Raw genomic sequence first — 26,218 nt, forward strand, 5'->3', positions numbered from 1 at the left:
ATGCCGTTTGTAACCACCGAGATCCAGGGCGTATTGATTTTCGAACCTGCCGTGTACAAGGATGACAGAGGACATTTCTTTGAAACTTATAATGAGCAGACTTTTCATAAAGAAGGCATTACCAACCGGTTCGTGCAGGACAATCAATCTTTCTCGAAATTCGGCGTGATCCGCGGGCTGCACTACCAGCTGGACCCACATCCACAGACGAAGCTTGTCCGGGTGCTGCAGGGAAGGATCCTGGATGTTGCGGTGGATATCCGGCAGGGGTCGCCAACCTTTGGTAAATATGTAAGTGTCGAGCTGTCGGCGGACAATAAAAGGCAATTGCTGGTACCCCGGGGCTTTGCCCATGGTTTTTCTGTGCTGAGCGATACGGCCGAAGTGTCCTATAAATGTGATGGCCTGTACGACAAGGCCAGCGAAGGAGGCATCCGATTCGACGATCCGCAGCTGAACATCGACTGGCAGCTGCCGTTGGACAAAGCCATTGTATCTTCGAAAGACAAGGACCTGCCCCTTTTTGCGGAGTGCAGGAATAATTTTAAATTCTAAGGCGTCCCATGGCAAAAGAGAAAATACTCGTCACCGGAGCAGGTGGCCAGCTTGGCAGCGAACTGCAGGTGGCCGGCAAAGCATATCCCCAGTTTGAATTTGTATTTGTAGATAAGGATGAAATGCCGCTGGATCAGCCTGAAATGGTACGCTCAGTGGTGGAAGAGGTGCATCCCTCCTGGTGCATCAGCTGCGGGGCTTATACTGCCGTGGACAAGGCCGAAACAGAGACGGAGCTGGCATTTGTCATCAACGGGGATGCCGTGGGCGCCATGGCTGCCGCCTGTAAGACGGTCGGAGCAAAAATGATCCATATTTCCACGGATTATGTATTTGACGGGGAATCCGCCATCCCCCTGAAAGAGTCCGATCCTACCGGGCCCATCAACGTATATGGCGCCAGCAAGCTGAAAGGCGAACAGCTGGCATTGCAAAATAACCCGGATACGGTGGTCATCCGCACCGCCTGGGTCTACTCGGAGTTCGGACACAATTTCGTCAAGACCATGATCCGGCTGATGAAGGAAAAGCCTTCGCTCACCGTGATCGATGATCAGATAGGCTCTCCCACCTATGCCGCGGACCTGGCGGACACTATTTTGAAGATCGTCACCGCCCCCCGTTTTGTGCCGGGTATCTACCACTACAGCAACGAGGGACAGATCAGCTGGTATGAATTCGCCCTGGCCATTAAGGAGCTTATCGGCAGCCCCTGCCCGGTGAACCCCATCGCCACAGCACAGTATCCCACCCCTGCCAAAAGGCCTCATTATTCTTTACTGGACAAAAGTCTGATCAAGAAAACCTATGGTATTGAAGTGCCCGACTGGCGGAAGGGCCTGACCACCTGCATCCGGAAGCTCCAGGCTTCTATTTGATCGAAAGATAGGTATTAGGGGTCTTCACGGCAATACCACTTAGTGGGCATTTCGGGAGTCTAACGGATCGGTGTAAACCCGTACAAGCGGTCTAAAATCACCCTAAATGTGGAAAATTTCTTACTCGTAAAACTACGAGTAAGTGAGTAAATGTGGTATGTATAAATGGTTATTAACCATCTAAATAATGCCGTAAATATGTCCTATATGGGCGCATTCCTGTTATTACGATTTTCCGGGTTTGGACGTACACCGGATATTGTCTAGTTTTCGGGTTGAATTATTGATCCCTCTGATCCCTCATTCGTATGAACGGGTAAGATCTCCGGGATTCGTACCTTAATCCATACTTATGAAACTTTTTTACGCCGTACTCTTGTTGCTTTCCGGTATACAGGCCGTACAGGCTGAAGGCACCCGGGAAGTAATGCCCAACAGCACCAACGGAACAGGGCTCATTGTTTCCACTACCACCACGTTTCCCCTGGGTAATGTAGGCTCCTATTATGGCGCCCCCGTGGACCAGCGCATTTACATACGTATTAAGGATTTTACCAAAGAGACCTTGTATTATGGGTTCAACTGGGAAACACTGGCTCCTTCCGGAACCATCTCTACCTATAGTGATGTCTACATGAATATCTTTTACCAGGATGCGTCAGCGAATGGCGTGCTGATCGCTACGGTGCTGCTGCCGAGCTCGGGGAATGGTTTTATCAGCACCTGGATCTCGGCTTTCCTGGGACCCAAGATCGGTGGCATTCCCAGTACAGGGTACAATCCGCTGACATTTACCCCTACCCAGAATGGCGACTACTATGTCACATTTTACCGAAGCTCGGATGGCGGCGTAACGCATAATATCGCCGAGTCCATGCTGGCGAAATACTTCGACCTCACGGTGGCGCAAACCGTAGGCGGTGTAACAACCCGTTTTCCCGGTCGTGTCCATTGTAATGAATGGGCATTCTCCGTTTATAACCCCTCGAATCATGACTACCAGGATCCACTGGGTTCTTCCAACGCCCAGTTCTTTACCTATACGCCTGATTCCGTGGTTGCAAAAGTGTATTTTCCTACATCAGGCTTTCAGCCATTGTCGTATATCGTTGCCTTCAACAGCTTTGGCGTGATCAACAATGGCAACTGGCTGGTGGACCGCAAGTCCATCGTGCTGCCGAAGTTCGACAGTGCATACCTGAGAGGAGGGTACAACGTATTCCTGAATTCGCCCGATGCGACCATATGGATCACTTCTCCCTTGCCCATAGCGCCTCAGCTGGTGACGCCGACTATTTCCGGCTGTCCGCCGGGGCCTTATAATATCCGTTTCAATGCACCGCAGCCCGGGGACTATTATTTGCTCCTGGATCTGAATGGCGTGGCAGGGTACCAGGCTAATTCAGCCGACCGCTTTATAGAATTGATCAGCCAGTCGCCAGGTATTATCAACTATCCCTGGAATGGCTTGAATGGCCTGGGAGTGTCAGTGCCATCCAATACCTCGTTCCCGATTACCTTCTATTTCAGGAAAGGCCGTATCAATATCCCTTTCTATGATGTGGAGCTCAACCTCAACGGGTTCAGCGTGGACGGCGTGCAGCCGCAGAGCGCCATCAACACTACCTTGTACTGGGACGATTCCCAGCTGTACAGGGTAGACGCTAACACAATACCGGCCGTTCTTGCCAATAACTATAACCTGACCGATTCCGGATGGGACAATTCTGTCGTAGGACAAAAAGCCCCGGGCCATGCCTGGAGCGGCAGCGGCAATCCCAATATGAGAAGACCGGCACCCAATATCTCCGGTAATAACACAGACAACGACCAGACCAATGACTTCGGGAATGCCCGACTTATCAATACCTGGGCCTGGGGAGTCGAGCTGACCACTACCCAAACACTTAAGCTGGCCTGTATCAGTGTTTCCGGTACGGTCTGGGATGACGCCAACAATAGTGCAGCCGGTACTTTTACCAATATATTTACTACGGGCGAGGTGGGAGTCAATGCAGGAGGCAGCCTCTATGCCAGCCTGATCGACCCCGTCACCAACAAGGTGCTGTCTACGACGACTGTCGCCGCCAATGGCACCTACTCATTGCCGAATTGCCCGATCAATTCGACGGGTATGCAGGTGGTTATTTCCACTGTAGCCGGGATCGTTGGGAACAATGCTCCCATGGGCTCCATTCCTGCAACATGGATAAATACTTCTCCGCTGAACCAATCCTTTAATTCAGTGGAGTCCAATATCACGGGTATTGACTTTGGTATCGAGCAGTTGCCGAACTCGGTGGACCAGCATTATACCATTTCCACGCCCATCCTGAATAGCACGATGACCCTCAATGGTGCAGGCACCATCGCCAGCCCGGGTCCCCTGAAAGGCTCCGACCCCGAGGATGGTACGTTGGGCACTGGCAAAAAAGTCGTGATCACACAGGTACCGTCCAATGAACAGCTGTATTATAATGGCGTGCTGGTCACCAACAACACCACCATCCCCAATTATGACCCCACGAAACTGGCGATCAAATTCACATCCATCACCGTCACCAGCACCTCTTTCTACTATGCTTATGTGGATGCTGCCGGTAAGCAGGACCCTTCACCCGCCATCTATACCATCGATATGTCGACGGTACTGGCCACTACCCTGGGATCCTTCGCCGGTAAGCCCGGTGATGATGGCAATGTGCTCAGCTGGGTCAGCTTTAATGAGACCAATGGCGTTTACTTCATCATCCAGCGTTCTTCTGATGGCGCGAATTTCGTGAACATCGGGCGTGTCGACGGCGGCACGACGGGCGCCTCGGACAATCATACATTTGTAGACCAGCAACCGACACCCGGCGCAACCAATTACTACAGGCTGCAGGTGATGGATCTTTCCGGGGCTGCTTCGTACAGCAGTGTCGTGCTCATCAATACCGCGGACATCAGTTCCGTGGTGGAAGTGACGCCGAATCCTTTCCGGGATGTCCTCAACGTGAAGCTGAACCTGGCGACAGCCGGGAAAGTTTCTATCCGGCTGGTGGACAGCAAGGGCTCGCAGTTGCGGAGCGCAGCATTCTCCGGCGTCAGAGGACAAAATATCCTTCCGCTGACGGGATTGGCGTCCCTGCCGGTGTCAGTGTATTTCGTGCAGATCGTATTGCCGGATCAGACATTTATCAAAAAAGCTTTCAATCGGTAAATCAGTGATCAGTGGGAGTGAGGTGTCATTAACCTTAAATCCAGATCCTTATGAAAACCCCTTCAGTAATTTTTTTCCTGCTTTGGCAGGCAGGAGGTCTGTTTGCCCAGACCAGCCCTTCGGTGTCAAGTACCGTGCTGGCCAATGTCCTGAAAGGTACATACACGCCTTCCGCCTACCAGGCGGCCACGGTCATAACAGATCCGGATATTATTTCCGCCGGATTGCTCAACGAAATATCGCCGGACTCGCTGAAGGCGACTTTGTTCAAGCTGAGAAGCTTTCAGAACAGGAATATGTTCTCCGACACGACGTCTTCCACCAGGGGCATCGGAGCCGCCCGGCGCTGGGTCCTCAGCAAATTCAGGGAGTACAGCGCAGCACATGACAATCGTCTGCAGGCGGGTTACCTGCAGTTCAACTATGCTCCTGCCAACAGCTCTGTCGGATGTCCGGGCAGCATCAGCCTGATCACGAAACACAGTGATGTCATTGCCGTATTGCCGGGCAGCCAGACCACCAATAAGTCCCTGATCATTGTGGAAGGGCATATCGACAGCCGTAACGACAGTCTCTGCAGTATTTCGACGAATGCTTTCGGTATTGGCGACAATGCGACGGGCACGGCCCTTGTAATGGAGCTGGCCCGTGTAATGAGTAAGTATACTTTCAGGAATACCATTGTCTTCTCCGTCAATACGGGCGAAGAGCAGGGATTGATCGGCGCCAAAGCGCTGGCCAATTATCTCGCTGGACAGAATATTCTCATAAAAGCCGTCAATAACAATGACGTTTCGGGTGGCATTTTCTGCGGTCATACGGCTTCCGCTCCCGGATGTCCCGGCTATGGCGCCATCGACAGCACCGACATACGTGTGTTTTCTTTGGGTAGCTTCAACTCTCCTCACAAACAATGGGCGCGCTATGTCAAGCTGGAGTACAAAGAACAGCTGCGCAATCTTGTCACCGTACCGATGAATATCCAGATCCAGCAGAATGAGGACAGGACGGGCAGGGGAGGAGACCACCAGGCATTCAGCCCTTTGAATTATACCGCTGTCCGCTTTACTCAGGCCTATGAGGACGGGGATGGCAGCAATGGATCTACTTATAAGGACAGGCAGCATAATATCAGGGATAGCCTGGGCCTGGATAAGAACAATGACGGCATCGAAGACTCGCTGTATGTGGATGTAAATTACCTGGCCAGGAATGCCCTGATCAATGGTAATTCAATGGCCATGGTGGCATTGGGGCCAGACACCATCACCGTAAATGCTGCCATCATCACTGCCAACCGCTTCCGGGTACAATTCACGCCTGCGGGCGCCCCGGCCTATCGGGTGGCAGTCCGGTCTGCTACGAACGACTGGGATACTGTATACACCGTCACGGGCAAAAGTGTGGATACCATCCGGGTCCCTTATGGCACTAATACGACGTTTTACCTCAGCGCCGCCGCAGTGGACAATCATAACACGGAAAGCCAGTTCTCCACGGAATACATCCTTTCCACCCAGCTGGTGCCGCTGTACCTGCAGCCGGACAGCAATGCGCCAGCCCCTCCCTCTCCCGATTATTACGGGATCCAGCTGATGCCGAACAAGCCCAACCCCTTTGACGAATCAACGATGATCACCATACAATCCGGCACCGATCTTTTTGCAGACAGGACTTTTCTTGCCATCAATTCCATTGACGGCCGCCAGATCAGCAGGGTGAAAGTGCCGCTGAAAAAAGGGTTGAATGAGGTGTTGTTCAACCACGGTTTCCTCATGCCGCCAGGCGTATATATCTGTTCGCTGATGATTGACGGATTACCGATGCAGAGCACAAAGATGCTCTTCCGTCCTTTAAGATAGTGGGCTGAAAGGCGCCGAAGTCCGGCGCTCATTAGCTAAATAGTCCCTGGGAGACCGGGGGCTATTTTTTTTGCTGCCTCGTCATGAACGATCCGCCGCACGGGGACCATACAATAATTCAGTGTTCAGGTCCATGATCTTTTTTTCCATTTTGCTCATTTTCCGCATCAGCCTTCTGCTTTTTAGGGTGCCCAGCCAATAGCCAAAGACAAAAAGAATAACGCATATGATACCCACCTGGAGCATATCCATTTGCAGGTTCTGAAAGGAAAGAAGCGAATTGGGTTGCATAGGAAAATAATTAGCAAGGTGTTGAATGATGCATTGCTTTCCTGCAACAGGCGCGAAGTTTTTGGGGGAGTTGCCTGACAAGGGCTCGAACCTCGACATTCAGATCCAGAATCTGACGTACTACCATTATACTATCAGGCAATTGGACGGCAAATCTAAGGATTTTCCGGCAATGAGAAAAATCGTAATCTTGCCATGTAATGAAAAATCTTCTCTGTCTCATCCTGCTGGTGACCGGGCTGCGTGTCGCCGCCCAATCACCTCAATCCGAGGCTTTTACCCTTATTGACTCCCTCCTGCAGGCCGGGGACGCCCGGTTCGAAATAACTGAATTCGACTTTCCTCCTGACGTCCTCCGGATATTGCTGAGATTCAACAATGCCGTCGCCGCCAATAAAGACTGGTTCACTGAATACAGCAGCCATGCCGTTGCGGGTCAGCCCCTGCCTTATGACGAAAAATTCGGTATCACAAGGGGGGAATACGACAGGATAAAGAACATGGATAAGCTTCATCCCGCCTTGAAGATTGTCGACACGCAAAAGATCACTATCCTGCATCGGGATGGAAAGATCAGCTTCAAGGGAGAAGGCGAGGGGCGTGTTCTCAACTACCTGGAATTCGATGTCGGGCACCAGGCATTGACCTTTGCAGGGGACACCATCCCGTTTTCCCGGAATATGAACACGACCTTTGTCATCGCCTACGGATTATCCAACAGCTATACCTGGCGACTGGAAAAGACCGATGTGAACAAAACTTTACAAGCCAATCAGCTCACAGCCCGGGTGGTGGAGGTGGACCTGGGCATACGCCAGCCGGATAATAAGCTCCTGCTTCGCATTCTGTACCAGGATATGGAAAATGGGGTCAGCCATGCCAACCTGGATCTGGCAGGGTATATTCACTGAAGCTACACTGCAGTGGGCGCAGGAAGAATTTACGAAATTTTCTCGTGAAAAAAAGTCTCATTTTGGACTATTTTGACGCTCCCCGCCGTCTTATTTTCGTCGTTGCACAAGCTCACATTCCTGTGCAAACCTTACCATGAATGAAAAGGAAAAGAAAAGGTTCATCTCCATCCGTCTGACGGAAGCCGAGTTCCAGAAGGTTCAGCGGCTCATTGCATCCTCTGCCTGCCAAAGCCAGACCGAATACGTCAAAAAAATATTGACGAACAAGCCCGTCGTGATGAAGATCCGGGACCAGTCAAAGGATGACCTCCTGGAATGCCTCATCAATTTAAAGACCCGGCTCGATCTTATAGAAGACAAGGCCGCCGATAAAGCGTGTCCGCAGCTGCTGGAAGAAATAAGAGAGACCCGCACCATCATCCAAAAAATATATGTACAATGTTCGCATATGTAGACAGCTCCCACCGCCCGCGCCTCACCCTGGATTACAACGAGCACAAGCTCACCCAGGGCAAAGCCCTGTTCATCGCAGCTTTCAACTACTGGGAAGATGCGGACAAGCTGCAATGGAGCCAGAAACTGGAGCGCCTGCACGAACGCTCCCTGCGCAGCGAGCGCGTTCATAAGAACACGGCCCACATGACCCTGAATTTCCATCCCCAGGATAAGCTCTCGGACAGGGATATGAAGCTCATCGCCGCCCGGTACCTGAAAGACATCGGTTTTGCAGATCAGCCCGCCCTGGTCTACCGGCACCTGGACGCCGGCCATCCCCACCTCCACATCGTGGCCTCTAATATCCGCCATGACGGTACCCGCATCAGCAATGATCTCCGATCTCCTTACCACCTTAAGCAGGTCTGCCAGCAACTGGAAAAGATCCATCACCTGACTCCCGTCAGGGAATTGACGCCCGAAGCCCAGCACCTGCGTCAAGCGCCCCGGCAACACATACAACGACTTCAATACGGGCAGGGTGCGACCCGCACCGGCATCGAAAATGTGCTGCATCATGTATTGGATAGATACGCCTATACTTCGATCGGTCACCTCAACGCGATCCTAAGCCGCTACAACGTTATGGCAGACAGAGGTAGTGAGCAAAGCAAGCTGTATCAGCACCGGGGCCTGTACTACCGCATGCTGGACGACGAGGGAAAAAGGATCGGCGCGCCTATCAAAGCCAGCGCCTTCGACAGCCGGCCAGCCCTGGATTATCTCGAAAAGAAGTTTGAAATAAATCAGGTACAGCTCCAAAAGAAAGACCATCAACTACGTATTACTGCCAATCTCGAATGGCACTTGCTCAAACAAAAAGAAGGCGACCCCCTGGAAAAGCTTGTCAACAACCTGCAGAGAGAAGGTATCCTGGTGGTGAGGGATGTTCCCCGCAGCCGCCAGACCCAGTCACAGGATGGCCACGGTTTTTATTATATCGATTTTGAAAAAAGCACGATCTATCGGGACACCGACCTGGGGGAAAGGTACACCGCCCTCTCGATCTTCCAAAGGACGAAACTGGATAAAACCCTGGAAGAGCTGGTCCATAAACAGCAGCTGCACCTCACCCATCACAAGGAATCCAGCATCCTGCAGGACTCCGATCCCCTGAAAAAGCTCCATCTCTGGATAAAGCTCGTCCCACAGCACGACCAGCTGACGAGGACATTGCAGAAAGAGCAGGTGCTAAAGCATCACAAAAGGCACCATCATACCATCATGCATGATTTGTAGCTTTCAGAGTTCTATTCGATTCTCCGCACTTTCGGCGACCTTCTCTCCGCTTGGTCGGCGACCCTAACCGTTCCGTCGCTGTAATTTCTCTTTCTGTCAGCATCGACGCTCCATCAACCGATACATAATTCAACAGAAGCAAAAAAATCCACCATCGAAATTAAGGCTCCTGCACGGTAGGGTCGACCTCAAGGCCCCGGAATGGCAATCCACCACCTTTAATCCTTCAAACTCGCCCCAAAGGCTAATTCGCACCCCGCTTGTCCAATCCCCACTCGCCCCATCCGCGGCCATCCGATCAAGAGCTTCGTCGGAACGTCGTCCCTAGAACTTCGTCAGAGCTGCGTTCCTTGCTCTTCCTTGTTCGTGACGTTCGCTTCCCTCCGTCACTCCTCGCTCGTAACCTTCGCTTCGCTCGGTTAGGCCTGGAGGAGCCTTATCATTGGGCCAGCGCATTCAGCCACCACGGCACAATAGCAATTCCAGCTCACCAGAGAACAAATGCCCAATGGTACCCAATGTACAGCGACGGAAGGCACATAGCTGTCGGGAGTAGCGCAACGTACCCAATCTACAGCGACAGAAAGCCATAGCTGTCGGGAATAGCACAACATACTCAATCTCCAGCGACGGATACCCAATCTCCAGCGCGTAAGCTAATTTTTTTTCGGATATTTGAGAAAAGCCTGACGCGTATGAACCTATTATCCAATGAATCGGTGCTGGTAAAATCTAATGATGACAAGATCATTCTAACCAACCTGCGGATCCACATGACCAGCAGGAAATGGGGAAGGACCTATCGGATCACTATTTTCCTGGAAGACATCTCCACCATCGAGCATGCCAATATCAGCAACGTCTTTTATCTTGTACTCGCAGCCTTCTCTTTTATGCTGGGTATCCTCAGCATTGGCAACCCGGAAACCAAACCCAGCATTTACGGAGGATTTATCCTTGGTGGTATCTTCCTCAGCCTCTGGCTCAGCACCCGGGGACACCAGGTGACCTTCTGCTCCAAAGGCGGCCATTCCCTCCGGTTCATGGCGGACCAGATGGATGATGATCAGATAGAGGAATTTATCCATAAAGTCGAACAGGCCAGGTTGCAAAGGTTGAAGCAGCTGTAACCTTACCTCCGCTCGTCATACACGCCAAACTCCGCTATCGCCGGCGCAGTGTCGGAACTTTCAACAGAGATCCGGACTTTTCCGCCCCATTTGCGGTCAAACCGGTGGATCTTCACCCTGCCTTTGTTTTCCCCTTCGAATAAAAGCTTCCAGCCGCCATTCTGCCAATATTCCAGGCGATACCGGCTGATATTGGATCTTGCTTCGGTGATCACCACTGTATTGAAAGCCTTTTCCTTCTCAAAATTCACCTGGTACCAGGGCGCTTTTACCAGGGGGTTGGACTGCCAGGAAGTATTGAAATTATCATCCGTGCCAAAATCCATGATCCACATGTCATCGCTCCAGGAAGCCTCCGCCTGCTGCTTTTTCGCCAGGTTCGAAGAGATAATGGGCGCGTCCGACGGCGGGAGTGCGGCCACAGGCCCTTCGTTCTTCCATAGCCTGCCGATCTCCGCCAGCGCAGTCAGGGCATTATCGTCGATGAGGCCATCCCGGTTGGGCGCTACATTCAGGATGAAGTTGTCGTATATTTTATTATAAGGAATGATGTCTTCGTTTACGAGCATCTTCGGATCTTTCACAGGGGTGCTGGGAAAATCCGTTTTCCAGAACCACGCGGAATTCAGCGGTAGACAGGATAAGGCCGGCAGGCGGTTGCCTTCTTTGGCAATATGCTGGCCCGCTCCCTGCTCGTAGGATTTAATGTCAGTGTAGAACAATGCTTCCGGCGGGTATTTCGCGGAATTCAGGTCCATCAACAGGCAATTCGGCTGGAGGGTTTTCACCAGCGTATAGATCTCTTCAAAAGGAACGTCGTCGTAAGATATGCGGGACCAGGGTGCATCCCATCCGTCGATGATGAGAGCGCTGATCTCGCCGTAATTCGTCAGCAGCTCCGTCAGCTGCGCCTTGATCATTTCGATATGCTGCCGGGTGATGAAGCCCGGGCGAAGTTTGTGGTGGGTGTCGAGGATGGAATAGTAGAGCATCGTCTTCAGGCCCTGTGCGCGAAAGGCGTCGACATATTGACGAACCACGTCTTTTTTATAAGGGCTGTGCATTACGTTGTAATCCGTTGTCTTTGTATCCCAGATGCAGAAGCCGCTGTGGTGCTTGGTGGTGAGGCATCCGTAGGACATGTGGGCTGATTTGGCCGCACGGGCCCACTGGCTGCAATCCAGCTTCATGGGATTGAATGCAGCAGCGGGCAGGTCCGGGTCCGGCCAGTCCGCGTTGGCAAACGTAGGCATGTTGAAGTGGATGAACATGCCAAAACGCAGGTCGACAAATTGCTGCTGCAATGCATGCAGGCCCCCGAGGTTCGTGTAGGCCACCTGTGCATGGGAGATAGTTGAAAAGAAGATCAGCGTTAAGAAAGCAAAATTCCGATGGAACATAATGATGATTTAAATAAAAAACCCATTGCGACAAGGCAATGGGTCGTTAAAAAAAAGAACAGGCACTAAATTAAATTATTTATAAGAGAGTTCGAGAGAAGGGTTCTGCGCATATTCGTTCCACAGTTCATCCACCGTTTTGCCCGTCAGCTTTGCCCACAGCTCCGGTGTATAGGTCCCTTCCCGCATGGCTTTATCCATGTCGTCCACGATCTTATTGTATTTATGTTTCTCCACCCACAGCAGGAACCTCGCCGTCACACGATACGCATTCTGATAGCTCTGACCTGCCTTGTAATCAGGCAGCTTCCAGCCGCCGTTCTTGTTATTCACGCCATACACATATCGCACATAATCCGCGATCCCTTCCGTCAGCCAGCCGGGTTCATAGCTGCGGTACGCCTGCACCACGTGCATTACCTCATGTGTCACGACATCCACGTCCTGTGCATGGGCTTTCAGGTACGCCGGGCTGTAACGGGCCACGCCGCCGCCCGTCGCCGCGACGCCTTCATAGGCGGTGTCGATGAAGAAAACGATCCTTGTCAGCGAATTTTTATTAAACCGTTCCACTTCCTGTGGATAGACCGTAAAAAAAACGTTGATCATGTTCCGGCGTGTCAAAGAATCAAAGCCGGGGTCGTTGCTGGTAAAGATCAAGGTATACTTGCCCGACGTAAGCGAATCGCCTGTCAGCACATGGGGCTGATGATGACGTCGATGCTGGGCGCTGGCCCCGGTAGCTGTGCATACTAATAGGATAAATGCGAAGGTCCTGATGGAGAAGTTGCTCATTTTTATTTTATGGGTTTGTCTTTATCTGTCGAGAATGAGTAGGGATAGGCGCTGGACTCCGTTCCCCGCACTTTGTTGGGAACAGCGCTCATGGACAGGTCGATGCGGCCGCCCTTCTGTATGTCGAAGTGGGAGATCCAGTTCTTTCCATAGGGCTGCCCGTTCAGGGTTGCGCCTTGTATATACAGGTTCTTTTCGCTGCTGGCAGGTGCGCTGATGACAAAGGATTTCCCATTTTCCAGGTTGATGGTTGTCTTCTTGAAGAGAGGAGTGCCCAGGACATACTGGTCCGTGCCGGGACACACCGAATAAAAACCCAGGGCCGAGAAAACGTACCAGGCAGAGGTCTGGCCGTTGTCCTCATCGCCGCAATAACCATCGGGCGTGGGCTTGTACAGTTTGCGCATGGCCTCTCTCACCCAGTACTGGGTCTTCCATGGCTCGCCTGCATAGTTGTACAGGTAGATCATGTGCTGGATAGGCTGGTTGCCATGTGCGTATTGACCCATACCCGCGATCTGCATTTCCCTGATCTCATGGATCACGCCGCCATAATAGCTGTCGTCAAAAGTGGGCGGCATGATAAAGACGGAGTCCAGCATTTGTACGAAAGTTTTGCGTCCGCCCATCAGGTCCACTAATCCCTGGATGTCATGGAATACGCTCCAGCTGTAATGCCAGCTATTCCCTTCGGTGAATGCATCACCCCATTTAAAGGGATTGAACGGGGACTGGAAGCTGCCGTCCTGGTTCTTACCCCGCATCAGCTTGTGCTCCGGGTCGAAGAGATTTTTGTAGTTCTGGCAACGCTGTGCGTAGAGCTTCAGCTCTTCTGCAGGGCGGCCCAGTGCCTTACCCAGCTTGTAGATGGTGAAGTCATCATAGGCATACTCCAATGTCCGGGCCGCATTTTCGTTGATCTTCACGTCATAGGGCACATAGCCCAGCTTGTTGTAGTAAGCCACTCCATCGCGGCCTACGGCAGGGATGGGTCCTTCGTTATTGGCATCCTTCAGGAGTGCGTCATACAGTGTATGGATATCGTATCCTCTTAATCCCTTCAGGTAGGCATCGGCCACGATAGACGCGGAGTTGTTGCCCACCATGACGCTGCGGTAACCCGGGCTCGACCATTCAGGCAGCCAGCCGCCTTCTTTGTAATCATTGATCAACCCCTCCTGCATTTCCTTATTGACGGAAGGATATACCAGGTTCAGGAAAGGATAGAGCGCACGGAAAGTGTCCCAGAAGCCGGTGCCGGCAAATAAATATCCTGCTTCTACCTTGCCATTGTAGGGGCTGTAATGGACGATCCTGCCGGAAGCATCTTTTTCATAAAGCTTCAGGGGAAAGAAGAGCATCCGGTAAAGACAGGAATAAAAGGTTCGCACCTGGTCGATGGTTCCCCCTTCCACGAGGATGCGGCTGAGGGTCTTGTTCCAGATGTCCCGGCCTTTGGTGGCCACGGATTCCAGGGTACTATGATCTGTCTCTTTCAGGTTCTGCTCCGCCTGCTCGATGCTGATGAAGGAGGAAGCCACCCGGGCGTTGACGACGGATCCCCGTTGGAGAGCGCTGAATTGGACGATGGCGCCCACATGTTTATCATGCAATTCGAGCGAGTCCGCCAATTGCTTGCCAGACCAGGTGTGCTGCCCGAGGAATGGTCGGTCAAATACGATGACGAAATAGTTCTTAAAGTTCTTTGCCACACCTCCGCTGTTGCGGGTGGAATAGCCAATGATCTTATTTTCAGAAGGGATCACTTTGATATAGGACTCTTTGTCATAGGCGTCGACCACCACGAAGGCGCTGTCCGTCTTGGCAAAGGTGAAGCGGAAGCTGGCGGCCCGCTCCGTCGGGGCGATTTCGGTAGTTACATCATAATCCGCCAGGTATACGCTGTAATAGTAGGGCTTGACGACCTCGGCCTTATGGGAGAACCAGGACTGCCTGTCATTCTCGGTGAAACGCATTTCGCCTGTCACAGGCATGATGGAAAATTCGCCGTAGTCATTCATCCAGGGAGAAGGCTGATGGGTTTGCTTGAAACCCTTGATCTTCTCGGCCGTATAGGTATATTGCCAGCCGTCGCCCATATTGCCTGTCTGGGGCGTCCAGAAATTCATGCCCCAGGGCAGCGCGATGGATGGAAAGGTATTGCCATTGGAGAGGCCTCCCGTGGACTGGGTCCCCATCAGCGGATTGACATAATCCACCGGGTCCACCACCTTGTTGATCATTTGACTTTGCACCCTCCCTAAGAAGCCGGCGGGCAACAGTAGCAACAGTAAGACTTTTTTCATGCCTGGTTTTTTAAGTTTAGGGCGAAATAAAGATATTTACCGCAGTTCCGGTATGTTGTCAACAAACATTAAATGAATTGTTAACGGATCTTAAACGCCCTGTGAGATATTTTTTTTGTGAGCCAAATTTCGAATAACTTTCCCTTTCGGCTTTGCTAAAATTGCTAATGTTGAAGTTTACTACCACCGCACATAAGATCATCGCTATCGTCAGCCTGCTGGTACTTTCCTCCGTTCAATTCTTCCTGCTGTATAATACCTACGAGCTGAAGAATGACCATTACTACCTTTCTGAGATAGAGATCATCAAGACGGGTTACTATGCGTCCATCCGTAATGACAAGATCATGCCGGGAGGACAAAAAATAGTAGATCGGTTCGTTTATGGCAATATGCCTGAGCTGGAACGCCTGCACCGGGCTGACACGGCCGGGTTCAGGCAGCTGAAGCAGCGTGTCTGCGACAGTATTTTTGAGGCTTTGCGGAAAGCTAATAACATCGACAGCCTGCTGAACAGCATCATAAAGAAGAACGGACTCAACAGGCGCCTGGAATATGCCCTGCTCGTGTCGTCCATTGATATTGCATTCGAGAGTAACAGGTATGTTAATTTGTATAATAAGCAGGAGACCAATGATCATATCGATAAAGCCATCCAGACCCCCAGCGGCATCCTGATCGGCGGCACCCTGCAGGATATTTCCCCCCGTAACCAGGCCGGCTTCCTCAGCGTCAGCAGCCCCGCGGACCATACTTATGGCGCCAGCTTCGGCCTCCATGTGGACATCCTCAACCGTCGCCTGACCGTTCTCCGGCTGATGATGCCAACCTTTCTCCTTTCCCTGCTGTCCATCCTGTCCGTGGTATTGATCTTCTTCATCACTTTCCGTAACTGGCTCCGGCAGAAAAAGCTTTCCGAGATGAAGTCCGACTTCATCAACAGCATCACCCATGAGTTCCACACACCCCTGGCAGCGATCATCGTTGCCAACAAGACCATGCAGAATGAAAAGATCATCTCCAATAAGGAAAGTATCCTGCCATTGACAGAGGTGGTACAGCGGCAGTCGGAGAGATTACGCGTGCTGATCAGCCAGGTGCTGGAGATCACTACCATGAATAAGATCCCGTTGCAGAAAGAGGAACATTCCATCCATCATTTGCTGGAGGAGATACTGCTGGATTATAGGCTGAAGCTTTCGGGCACCAATGCCCATTTCAACCTGCACAAGCATGCAGCTCACGATAAGGTGCCTCTGGACAAATTCTGGTTCACCACCATCTTTCTCAATATCTTTGATAATGCCATTAAATACAACAACAGGGAAGAAAAAGAGATCACCGTCACGACGATGGAAGATCGAAAAGGCGTTACCATTACAGTAAAGGACAATGGCATCGGCATGACGCCGGAGATCCGCAAACATGTATTTGAAAAGTTTTACAGGAATATGAAGAACAATCATGGCCAGGTGAAAGGGTTGGGATTGGGATTGTTTTATGTGAAGCAGGCTGTCGACGCCCACGGATGGAAAATTGAGCTTGACAGCAAGGAAGAAGAAGGCAGTGAATTTATCATCAGTATTCCGTTTTAAATGATAGCAATGAAGACAAAAGTGCTTTTGGTAGAAGACGAGGCCGATCTGGGCAATGTGGTGAAGCAGTACCTGGAGATCTCGGACTTTGACGTGGACTGGCTGCAAAATGGCAAGCTGGCCTATGAGAAGATTCGGAAGGACCCACGGCATTATCACATCGTGCTCATCGATGTCTCCATGCCCGAAATGGATGGTTTCCAGCTGGCGGAAAAGATCGTCGGTCTTGGACATGAGATTGCTTTCCTCTTTTTGACGGCACGCAATGAAAAGGCCGACAGGCTGCACGGTCTGAAGATTGGCGCCGACGATTATATCACAAAACCTTTCGATGTGGATGAACTGGTGCTTCGGATCAGGAATATCATCCGGCGAATTCCCGCCGCCACGCCCGTCAACCGTGGCTCCATCGTCCGGGGCGATGTACAATTTTATAAAGATACCCTGAAGCTATACATCGGACGGCAGAAAGAGATCGTGCTTACGCCGAGAGAGTCTGAATTGCTGGATTATTTGTTCAGGAATGAGAACAGGGTGCTCCGGCGCGAGGAGATACTGACGCAGCTGTGGGGGGAGAATGATTATTTCCTGGGAAGGAGCCTGGATGTTTTCATCTCGCGGTTGAGGAAACATTTAAGCGCCTCGGAGTTTGTCAGCATCGATAATGTATACGGAGTGGGGTTCGTGTTCAATGTGCAGGAATAATTGGCTGATATTTTGCTGATATAATTCTATGAAGAAGCAGAGCGCCGGCATCCTTCTTTACAGGATGTTGGATAAAAAACTGGAAATATTCCTTGTTCACCCTGGAGGCCCCTTCTGGAAGAACAAGGACATTGGTGCATGGACGATCCCGAAAGGGGAGTTCGACGGCAATGAGACCGCCCTGGACGCAGCTGTCCGGGAATTCCAGGAAGAGACAGGTCACCTCCTCCCGGGCCCCTTCCATACGTTGGCGCCCATCCGTCAAAAAGGCGGCAAGCAGGTGTTTGCCTGGGCTACTCCCGGCGACCTGGATGCAGCTGCTATCAAAAGCAATACTTTTGAAATGGAATGGCCGCCCCGGAGCGGGCGCATGCAATCCTTTCCCGAGGTCAGCAAAGGCGCATGGTTTGACATAGCTACGGCCTCGCAGATCATCAATCCCGCACAGACGGCCTTGCTGGATGAATTAACATCCCTAACTTCCGGGGATGGAAAATAATGCAGCCTTGCAGGCGGAGTTCCGTGACGAATTGAGGCATATCCTGGACTATTGGCGGCAGTTCACCATTGACAATGCCCATGGAGGATTTTATGGCAGGCTGACCAATGACAACCACGTGGTGGAGGGCGCCGTGAAGGGGGCGGTGCTGAATGCCCGGATCCTGTGGAGCTTCTCCGCGGCCTACCTGTTGGAAGAGGACCCCGGCTATCTGCAGTTGGCGGAAAGGAGCCTGGCCTATATCAGGCAACACTTTGTTGACCAGCAGCTGGGGGGCGTGTACTGGTCCGTTACAGCCAGCGGCGAGCCCGCGGATACAAAGAAGCAGATCTATGCGATAGCCTTTGTCATTTATGCCTTGGCGGAATTTCACCAGGCTAAGGCTGATGATGATGTGCTGGAGCTGGCTAAAAAATTATACAGGGATATAGAGGACCACAGCTATGACAGGATCCGGGGAGGCTACATGGAGGCCTTCACCCGTGACTGGCAGCCTATTGCGGACCTGCGCCTCAGCGATAAGGATGCAAATGAAAAAAAGACGATGAATACCCACCTCCATATCCTGGAGGCGTACACCAATCTCTATCGTGTCTGGCCTGATGACCATCTTGCCCAAAAAATCCGCCACCTTATCGACGTTTTCACCGATCATATCATCGACCTCCGCACCCATCACCTTCACCTGTTCTTTGACGAGGATTGGGCATTGCGGTCTGATTTCATTTCCTATGGCCATGACATCGAAGCCTCCTGGTTGTTGCTGGAAGCGGCGGAAGCGCTGGGGGATCAGGCCCTTATCCGGGAAACGAAGGACCTGGCCGTAAAGATCGCCATTGCGTCGACGGGCGGATTGAACCCCGATGGCAGCCTGAGCTATGAGTTCTCCCGGGAAGACAACCGCCTGATCGCCGAAAGGCACTGGTGGGTCCAGGCCGAGGCGATCGTAGGCTTTCTCAACGCCTGGCAGCTGACGGGAGAAATGCATTTTCACCGGATTTTCCAGGCCGCCTGGACGTATACGAAAAAGTATATCATCGATGGGCAGAAGGGGGAATGGTTCTGGGGCCGCACGGCGGATGGCGCCATCATGGAAGGAGAGGACAAGGCCGGCTTCTGGAAATGTCCTTATCATAATAGCCGGGCCTGTATTGAGGTGATCAGGCGGCTTGAGCCTGCCTATACGTGACTGTAGACTGCTAAATGCTCCACTCGCATACTCCGCGGCCAGGCGGTCAGCTATGGCCTGGAAGTGCCTTATTTTGCGCCGGTCATCCAGCCACCACCGTCCAATAGAACACCCGCACAACAAAGAACCAATGCTCAATGGTAACGAAAAATACAGCACTGGAAGGCTCATAGCTGCCGCCAACAAAAAGTACAGCGCTGGAAGGCTATATAGCTGCCGGCAAAGAATAAAAGGCAAAAAATCTTTCAGCCCTGTAAGTAAAAGAATAATTTTACCTGTCTTATTAGGTGAGGCACTGCCAAATGAAAATTGACGCCAACCAGCTAACGCATTTACAAGAGCTTGTTACCGCCGGGGACCAGCGGGCTTTCGAAGACCTGTACAGGCTGTTCTTCACCCGCCTGTTCAATTTTTCCATGCTCTACCTTCATAAAAAAGAGGTGGCCGAAGAGATCGTGAATGACATCATGATGAAGGTCTGGGACAAGAAGGAGGAGCTCAGCGGCATCCACAACCTGGAAACCTACCTTTTCGTGGCCGTTCGGAATCATTCCCTGAATTATCTGGCCCAATATTCCCCTTACCATGTCTCCATAGAGCCCGACACCTCCCAGGGGCAGCTGATCGACCTTCATGACCCTAATAAAGAGCTGGAATTAAAAGAGCTCCATTTCCGGCTCAGGCAGGCTATTGATGAGTTGCCCGACCGGTGCCGCACCGTTTTCAGGCTCATCAGGGAGGAAGGGTTCCGTTACAAGCAGGTGGCGGAGATCCTCAACATCTCACCCCGTACTGTGGAAACCCAGCTCTTCCGTGCGATCAAAAAACTGGATAAGATCATCGAAAAATCTTTCCTCCGCCTGTAAGTAATTTTCCTTTTTTCCCTGTCTTTATTGTATACGACTCAGAATATGAACAAGGACCGCATACTGGAATTAATGACCCGCAAACTCTCCGGGGAAGCAACACCGGAAGAGCTGCGAGAGCTGCAGGATCTCTTATCCTCAGACGCCGGAGCCGGCGAAAGGGGAAAGATCCTCGACCAGTTCTGGTCCCGCCGCGATGATGAGACGCATCCCTCGGTGGAAGAGAATTTACGGAAGGTATTGGGAAGACTCCAGCTTCCGGCAACTGCCGTGAAAATGGAGCGGCCCGCACGGCAGATCAGCCAGTGGGTGAAAGTGGCCGCCGCTGTCGTCATTCTCCTGGCTATCGGGGCCATTGCCTATCTGCGCCGGCCCGTAAGGACGGAGGGAGCTGCGTTGGCCTTGATGATGGAAAAGCGTAACGCAAAAGGCACAAAGAGCATCATACAGCTCCCTGATGGCAGCAAGATCTGGCTGAATGCAGATAGCAAGTTGAAATATCCCGAAATATTCAAAGGAGCAACAAGGGAGATCTATCTCAACGGGGAGGCTTTTTTCGACGTTGCGAAAAATACGAACCGCCCCTTCATTATTCATCTGGCCAATGGCACCGTGCAGGTGCTGGGGACCTCCTTCAATGTCCGCGCTTATGACAACGAATCCGTAGTGGAGACTTCCGTAGCCACCGGCAGGATCGCGTTCATTCCTAAATACCGGACGTCCCGTAAAAAACAAGACACCGTATTCCTGGCGCCTGATCATAAGGTCAGCTATACGTTTACAAAGGAGGAGCTGAGCACCAGCATTACTTCCGGCAAGGAAGACAAGGCCTGGACAGAAGGCAAGCTGATCTTCCGAGGCCTGACCATGCAGCAGATCGCCATGGAATTGGAAAGGAATTTTGGAAAGAAAGTAGTATTCCTCGACGATGGACCAAAGGAGTTCATCTTCACCGGCTCCTTCGAGAACAATAGCCTGGACGAAATTATGTACTATCTCTCCAGGACGAAGAATTTCAACTATAAAATCACCAATAGCGAATTGCTGATCGCGGCTTCGGCCGGACAGCTACCATAACCAACAGAATTCATCACATCAACTAAAACGATTGCTATATGAATACAGCAACCCCAGCTTCACGGCGGCTGTTGATACGTTGTTCGTCGACCTTCCTTTTAGCCGCCTGGTTGTTACTGCTGAACGCCTACCCTCTGCGGGCGCAGACGGCCTTTTCCTCGCCCCTGAAGAACTGGTCCGCATCCCAGGTGAAAGACCGTAAGATCAGCATACAGGCAAAAAATGAAAAGCTGGCGATGATCCTGGAAAAGATTGAGAAGCAGTCCAGCTTCGTATTTGTATATGCCAATGATGAAGTAAACACAGTGCAGAAAGTTACTGTTTCTATAAAAGACAAAAACCTTAATGAAGCGCTTGCAGAACTGCTGACGCCGCTGAACATCAACTTCGAGATGGTCAACGACAAGATCATTCTCAAACCGACCAGGCCGGCTGCCCCTTTAGCAGGCGGCAGCAGCGGTGAAGAAGTGAAGAGAGAGGAACCCGCTGCTGCCGGACTTATCGCTGACATCACCATCGAAGGCAGGATCGTAGATGCCGCAGGCAAAGGATTGGAAGGGGCCAGCGTCCAGCTGGCCGGCACCAATATCGGCACCACTACCAATGCAGACGGTCATTTTACCTTGCGTATCCCTGAAGAAAGAGCCGGCAATGGCGTCCTCACGGTCTCTTCGGTAGGATTTTTACGGCAGTCAGTTTCACTGGCCGGCAAAAGGTCTTTGCTGGTCCGGCTGGAGTCCGAGAATAAGGAGATGAACGAGGTGGTGGTCGTTGGCTATGCCACGCAAAAGAAGATCTCCGTGACAGGCGCCGTGGATGCCATCAGCAAGAAAGCCATTGAAGACCGGCCCGTTACCAATGTGCTATTGGCGCTGCAGGGCACCAGCCCCAACCTGATCGTACAGCAATCGAATTTTGAGCCCGGCCAGCCTGTGAATTTGAATATACGGGGGTTGGGTACTACGGGAGACAATACCCCCCTCATCGTCATTGACGGCATAACGAGTGACGGCACCGGGCAGATCCAAAACCTCAATCCCAATGACATCGAGTCGGTGTCTATTCTAAAGGATGCCGGCAGCGCCGCCATCTATGGATCCCGGGCCGCCAATGGCGTCATACTGGTCACTACCAAAAAGGGAAGGCGCAATCAGCGTCCGGTTGTCAACTATACGGGCATCTACGGCATCCAGTCTCCCCGGATCACGTATCAGCCGGTGCATGCCTGGGAAAATGCTTATTATAAGAACGAATCCCTCGTGAACTCAGGTTTGCAGCCAGTCTTTACGCCTGAACAGATCCAGCAGTTCAAAACACAGGGCGATGGCGACTGGCGGCTGAGCAATATCCTGCATGATGCATCGCAGCAGACGCATAACATCAGCATCGCAGGAGGTGGAGAGTCCAATACTTATATGATCTCCGCGGGCTATCTGGATCAAAAGAGCAATTATATCGGTCCCAACTACGGGCTCCAACGATACAATTTCCGTATCAATCAATCCACCGAATGGGGAAACTTTAAGCTGAATACCATCCTGGCCTATGCCAAGACAAGAATAAAGGACCATTCCTCCATCTCCGGCAACCTGATCGTGGATGCGGGCAGGGTGCCATTGTATTATAATTTCCAGGACAGCGCCGGCAACTATCTTACCAACGCCGTTTCCGCGGAGCTGAACCCCAAAGGTATACTGGAAAAAGGAGGCTACAGGCAGATGGACAACAACGAGGTCTTCGGCAACTTCAATGGGGAATATACGATTGCGCATGACTTTAAGATCCGCGGCGTCTTCGGCGGAACGGTGACCAACAACAGTACTTTTGGCCGCACCCTGGAAGTCGACTTTGTGCCCGGCAGCTCCTATGGCAAAGACAGGCCCGTGTCCAATTACAGCTTTAAAGGGTTGTTCACCAATATCCAGTTGCTGGCCGAGTATGCGCATACATTTGCAGCCGTCCATGATGTACATGTCCTGGTAGGTGCAGCCAACGAAAGTTACAAGGGTGAGGAGACGCAGCTGATCTGGAAGCAGACGGATGCTCTGGGCCGGCCCACAGGCGACCCGAAGAATATCGATCTGGCCAACAGCTATAACTCCAATGGTACCAAGCCTAATCAATACCCTGCGACGACAGAGACCAGCCTGAACTCCGCATTTGGCCGTGCCGCATATAGTTTCAGCAATAAATATTTTGCCGAGTTCAACTTCCGCTTTGACGGCTCCTCCAAATTCGCGGCCGGCAACCGCTGGGGCTTCTTCCCTTCCGGCGCTGTGGCCTGGCGGCTGACGGAAGAAGGGTTTATGCAGGACGTGAAGAATAGGGTAGGCGACGTGAAAGTGCGCGCTTCCTACGGCATATTGGGCAACCAGAATATCGATGCCTACCGCTACCAGACCAACTTCTCCAATTACCAGGCGGCATATGGTTTCAATGATCTTACGGTCACAGGGGCCAGGTATGTATTGGGTAATCCTGCAGTGACCTGGGAAAAAGCTGCCACCTTCAACATCGGCGGCGACTTCACTTTGCTTAACAGGAAGCTGGACGTCAGCCTGGATTATTTTGACAAGACCACCCGTGATATATTGAACAAGCGACAGGATATCCCCAGCGCTTTTGGAGTGCCCCCTAACGAATTGCCCGACTACAATGTAGCGGAGGTGAGGAATCGCGGCTGGGAGATCAGGGCAACGTATACCTGGACGGGCAAACTGTTGACCCAGACCTTTACAGCCAATCTCTCGGACAACCTCAATGAGCTGCGCAAGCTGTCCGGCGGCGAGAGCCAGCAGATCCAGCAGATGGAGGAATACCAGATCATCCGGAAGGTAGGCCAGCCTATCACGGTGTACCAGGGTTACAGGACCAATGGCTTCTTCCAGACGCTGGACGACGTGAATAAATATCCCCGTTTCGCCGGATCCACCGTCACTCCGGGCGACCTGAAATTCGTGGACAGGAACAAGGATGGCGTGATCGATCAGAATGACAAGTTCATCCTTGGCAATCCTTTCCCGCGCTATACCTATGGCTTCACGTACACCGCCAGTATAAAAGGTTTCGATGTCATGCTCTTTATACAGGGGGTTGGCAAGCGGGATGAAATGATCCGGGGCGAACAGGTGGAACCTTTTCACGTAGGGTACAGCGGCACGATGTATACGCACCAGACGGATTTCTGGACGCCGACGCATCCCAATGCGAAAAGGCCCAAGCTGGCGGAGAACGGCAGCCCGTCCAATACCAATAACTATCGAACGGGATCCAATCTGTTCCTCTTCAATGCTGCATACGCCCGTCTGAAGAACCTGCAGATCGGCTATACGCTGCCCCAGGCGCTTACGAGGAAGGCGAAGATCCAGAAAGCAAGGATCTACTTCACCGGCCAGAACCTCGTCACCCTGAGTAAGCTGAACTTCCTGGACCCGGAGATCACCGAATTCAATAACAACACCGGGTTCGGCGTAGGCGCTAATAGCGGCAGAGCCTACCCCATGCCCATTTTCACCGGGTTTGGCATCGACATCACATTCCTTTAATTATCCAATCATCGCCATATGACAGTCAAAAAATTCATCATTCCTCTTGTTGTCCTGGTGTGGTCGTTCGCCGCCTGTAAGAAGCTGGACCTGGCGCCCAGCGACAGGTATACCGAGCTTACTTTCTGGCAGGTGGACGACAATGTCAACAACGCGCTGAACAATATATACAGCGGCATTTACAACAGCAACCGGTATTTCTACAACGAGGCGCTCAGCGATAACGCCTACACGCGGCTGGGGATTTCGGCAGGTAATGTGGATGCCATTTCCGCAGGCACTTTCACCATCGACCTGGACAGGTTTGCCAGTGACTGGATCTTCTATTATGCCGGCATCAAATCCTGTAATATTTTCCTGGCGAACGTCGATAAAAATACCACCCTCCCTGCCGCCACGCGGGAAAGGATGAAGGCGGAAACGCGGTTTGTCCGGGCCTGGCATCATTTCAACCTGGCAAAATGGTGGGGCGATGTCCCGTTGCTGAAAGAGGATATCACGCCCGATCAGGCAAAAGCGCTGACGCGCACACCGCATGCGGAAGTGATCAAATTCGTCACCGACGAGCTGGATGCTGCCGCCGCCGCATTGCCCACCCGCGACCAGTATGCAAACACCGATAGGGGAAGGATCACCAAAGGCGCCGCCCTGGCGCTGAAGGCGCGCGTGCTCTTGTACGAAGGCGGCCACATGGACGAGGTCGTAGCCATCTGCGAGCAGTTGATGAACAACCAGACACAAAATGGCACATATAGCCTCTTTAATAATTACGAAAGCCTGTTCAAATCCACGAAGTATAATCCGGAGGTCATCCTGGACCTGGAATATGTGCTGAATAGCCGGATGTGGGGCGAATACGTGGATTTTGCTCCCATCACCGTCGGTGCGCGGGGCAATAACCTGGCGCCTACGCAGGAGCTGGTGAACTCCTATATCATGATGAATGGCAAGGCCATCGCCGATGCAGGTTCGGGGTATGATGAGGCCCATCCGTATGACAACCGCGATCCCCGGCTGACGGCCACCGTCGTCTATCATAAGTTCACCTGGAAGAACCCCAACGGATCAACGCAAACCATTTATATCGAACCCGGGTCCGACCCCAGCCAGCCCGGGACGAACGAGTACAAGACTTCAGGTCAGGGCACGGCATCAGGATATTACTGGCGGAAATATTTCGACTCATTATCCGTCCCGACACTGCAATTCGGCAGCAATCTCATCCTGATCCGCTATGCAGAGGTGCTGCTGATGTATGCGGAAGCAAAGAACAGCCTCGGGCAGATGACGGCGGATGTATGGGATAAGACCATCGGAGCGTTGCGCCAGCGGGCAGGATTCACCGATCCGGCTGCGCTGGGTTTTCCCGGCGGCGCGGCTGACCTCACAGCCATCATCCGGAATGAGAGAAGGTCCGAATTCGCTTTTGAGGGGGGCATACGGACGGATGACATCCGCCGGTGGAAGATCGCCGAGAATGTCATGAATGGCTGGGCCCATGGCGCCAGATACGGGGACCCCGCTACCGACAATGGCTATATCCGTATGCAGCTGCGGACCTTCGATAAGAACAAACATTACCTGTGGCCCGTGCCGTCCTCGGAGATCGCGAGAGACCCGAAGCTCGGTCAGAATCCAAATTATCAATAACCACTACTAACAATACAAAATACAC

General features: G+C 52.0%; 20 protein-coding genes and 1 tRNA gene. 16 read left to right on the forward strand and 5 right to left on the reverse strand.

What is annotated here, in order from left to right; translation table 11 throughout:
- From rfbC to Q4E93_RS01530, 4 genes are all read left to right on the forward strand, one after another.
- Positions 1 to 555: a dTDP-4-dehydrorhamnose 3,5-epimerase gene (rfbC, locus tag Q4E93_RS01515; protein ID WP_303582316.1), complete on the forward strand. Its 555-nt coding sequence runs from the start codon at positions 1 to 3 to the stop codon at positions 553 to 555.
- Positions 556 to 563: 8 nt separating this feature from the next.
- Entirely contained in the window at positions 564 to 1,433 is an 870-nt protein-coding gene (gene rfbD, locus Q4E93_RS01520; protein ID WP_303582317.1) for a dTDP-4-dehydrorhamnose reductase, read from the forward strand.
- Between the two features lie 352 nt (positions 1,434 to 1,785).
- A complete protein-coding gene (locus Q4E93_RS01525) occupies positions 1,786 to 4,635 on the forward strand; it encodes a T9SS type A sorting domain-containing protein (RefSeq protein ID WP_303582318.1) in 2,850 nt (949 codons plus the stop codon).
- Positions 4,636 to 4,685: 50 nt separating this feature from the next.
- Positions 4,686 to 6,497, forward strand: a complete 1,812-nt coding sequence (locus Q4E93_RS01530; RefSeq protein WP_303582319.1) for a M28 family peptidase — start codon at positions 4,686 to 4,688, stop codon at positions 6,495 to 6,497.
- Between the two features lie 81 nt (positions 6,498 to 6,578).
- Here the strand turns inward: Q4E93_RS01530 and Q4E93_RS01535 are convergent, their stop codons facing one another.
- Positions 6,579 to 6,788: a hypothetical protein gene (locus Q4E93_RS01535; RefSeq protein ID WP_303582320.1), complete on the reverse strand. Its 210-nt coding sequence runs from the start codon at positions 6,786 to 6,788 to the stop codon at positions 6,579 to 6,581.
- 70 nt (positions 6,789 to 6,858) lie between these two features.
- A tRNA-Gln gene (locus Q4E93_RS01540) sits at positions 6,859 to 6,929 on the reverse strand.
- A gap of 59 nt (positions 6,930 to 6,988) precedes the next feature.
- Here Q4E93_RS01540 and Q4E93_RS01545 point away from each other — a divergent pair.
- The 4 genes from Q4E93_RS01545 (at position 6,989) to Q4E93_RS01560 (ending at position 10,566) form a co-directional block, all read left to right on the forward strand.
- Positions 6,989 to 7,699 carry a hypothetical protein gene (locus Q4E93_RS01545; protein ID WP_303582321.1) on the forward strand — a complete coding sequence of 237 codons (711 nt, stop codon included), beginning with the start codon at positions 6,989 to 6,991 and terminating at the stop codon, positions 7,697 to 7,699.
- Between the two features lie 136 nt (positions 7,700 to 7,835).
- Entirely contained in the window at positions 7,836 to 8,156 is a 321-nt protein-coding gene (locus Q4E93_RS01550) for a hypothetical protein (RefSeq protein ID WP_303582322.1), read from the forward strand.
- On the forward strand, positions 8,141 to 9,436 hold the full coding sequence (locus Q4E93_RS01555; RefSeq protein ID WP_303582323.1) for a relaxase/mobilization nuclease domain-containing protein: 1,296 nt from the start codon (positions 8,141 to 8,143) through the stop codon (positions 9,434 to 9,436). The genes Q4E93_RS01550 and Q4E93_RS01555 overlap by 16 nt, the downstream gene beginning before the upstream one ends.
- A 695-nt stretch (positions 9,437 to 10,131) precedes the next feature.
- On the forward strand, positions 10,132 to 10,566 hold the full coding sequence (locus Q4E93_RS01560) for a hypothetical protein (protein ID WP_303582324.1): 435 nt from the start codon (positions 10,132 to 10,134) through the stop codon (positions 10,564 to 10,566).
- 2 nt (positions 10,567 to 10,568) lie between these two features.
- On the opposite strand, the gene Q4E93_RS01565 is transcribed toward Q4E93_RS01560, so the two are convergent.
- The 3 genes from Q4E93_RS01565 to Q4E93_RS01575 form a co-directional block, all read right to left on the reverse strand.
- Positions 10,569 to 11,966 (reverse strand): alpha-L-fucosidase, encoded by a 1,398-nt coding sequence (locus tag Q4E93_RS01565; RefSeq protein WP_303582325.1) that lies wholly within the window; start codon positions 11,964 to 11,966, stop codon positions 10,569 to 10,571.
- 75 nt (positions 11,967 to 12,041) lie between these two features.
- Positions 12,042 to 12,761, reverse strand: coding sequence for a basic secretory protein-like protein (locus tag Q4E93_RS01570; RefSeq protein ID WP_303582326.1), 720 nt, complete (start codon positions 12,759 to 12,761; stop codon positions 12,042 to 12,044).
- A gap of 2 nt (positions 12,762 to 12,763) precedes the next feature.
- Positions 12,764 to 15,067, reverse strand: a complete 2,304-nt coding sequence (locus tag Q4E93_RS01575) for a GH92 family glycosyl hydrolase (RefSeq protein ID WP_303582327.1) — start codon at positions 15,065 to 15,067, stop codon at positions 12,764 to 12,766.
- 167 nt (positions 15,068 to 15,234) lie between these two features.
- On the opposite strand from Q4E93_RS01575, the gene Q4E93_RS01580 reads away from it, so the two are divergent.
- The 8 genes from Q4E93_RS01580 to Q4E93_RS01615 all read left to right on the forward strand — a co-directional run bounded on the left by Q4E93_RS01580 (position 15,235) and on the right by Q4E93_RS01615 (position 26,193).
- On the forward strand, positions 15,235 to 16,662 hold the full coding sequence (locus Q4E93_RS01580) for a sensor histidine kinase (protein WP_303582328.1): 1,428 nt from the start codon (positions 15,235 to 15,237) through the stop codon (positions 16,660 to 16,662).
- Positions 16,663 to 16,671: 9 nt separating this feature from the next.
- Positions 16,672 to 17,367, forward strand: coding sequence for a response regulator transcription factor (locus Q4E93_RS01585; protein ID WP_303582329.1), 696 nt, complete (start codon positions 16,672 to 16,674; stop codon positions 17,365 to 17,367).
- A 28-nt stretch (positions 17,368 to 17,395) separates the two neighbouring features.
- On the forward strand, positions 17,396 to 17,866 hold the full coding sequence (locus Q4E93_RS01590) for an NUDIX hydrolase (RefSeq protein WP_303582330.1): 471 nt from the start codon (positions 17,396 to 17,398) through the stop codon (positions 17,864 to 17,866).
- On the forward strand, positions 17,856 to 19,055 hold the full coding sequence (locus tag Q4E93_RS01595) for an AGE family epimerase/isomerase (protein WP_303582331.1): 1,200 nt from the start codon (positions 17,856 to 17,858) through the stop codon (positions 19,053 to 19,055). Before Q4E93_RS01590 ends, Q4E93_RS01595 begins: the two co-directional genes overlap by 11 nt.
- Before the next feature lie 302 nt (positions 19,056 to 19,357).
- The gene (locus tag Q4E93_RS01600; protein WP_303582332.1) at positions 19,358 to 19,921 is read left to right on the forward strand and encodes an RNA polymerase sigma-70 factor; all 564 of its coding nucleotides are present in this window, start codon (positions 19,358 to 19,360) and stop codon (positions 19,919 to 19,921) included.
- Positions 19,922 to 19,966: 45 nt separating this feature from the next.
- Positions 19,967 to 20,998: a FecR domain-containing protein gene (locus tag Q4E93_RS01605; RefSeq protein ID WP_303582333.1), complete on the forward strand. Its 1,032-nt coding sequence runs from the start codon at positions 19,967 to 19,969 to the stop codon at positions 20,996 to 20,998.
- Between the two features lie 38 nt (positions 20,999 to 21,036).
- On the forward strand, positions 21,037 to 24,543 hold the full coding sequence (locus tag Q4E93_RS01610; protein WP_303582334.1) for a TonB-dependent receptor: 3,507 nt from the start codon (positions 21,037 to 21,039) through the stop codon (positions 24,541 to 24,543).
- A gap of 18 nt (positions 24,544 to 24,561) precedes the next feature.
- Positions 24,562 to 26,193, forward strand: a complete 1,632-nt coding sequence (locus tag Q4E93_RS01615; protein ID WP_303582335.1) for a RagB/SusD family nutrient uptake outer membrane protein — start codon at positions 24,562 to 24,564, stop codon at positions 26,191 to 26,193.
- Positions 26,194 to 26,218 lie beyond the last annotated feature (25 nt).

The organism is Flavitalea plasmicola (genome assembly GCF_030546645.1).
Classification (GTDB): Bacteria; Bacteroidota; Bacteroidia; order Chitinophagales; family Chitinophagaceae; genus Puia.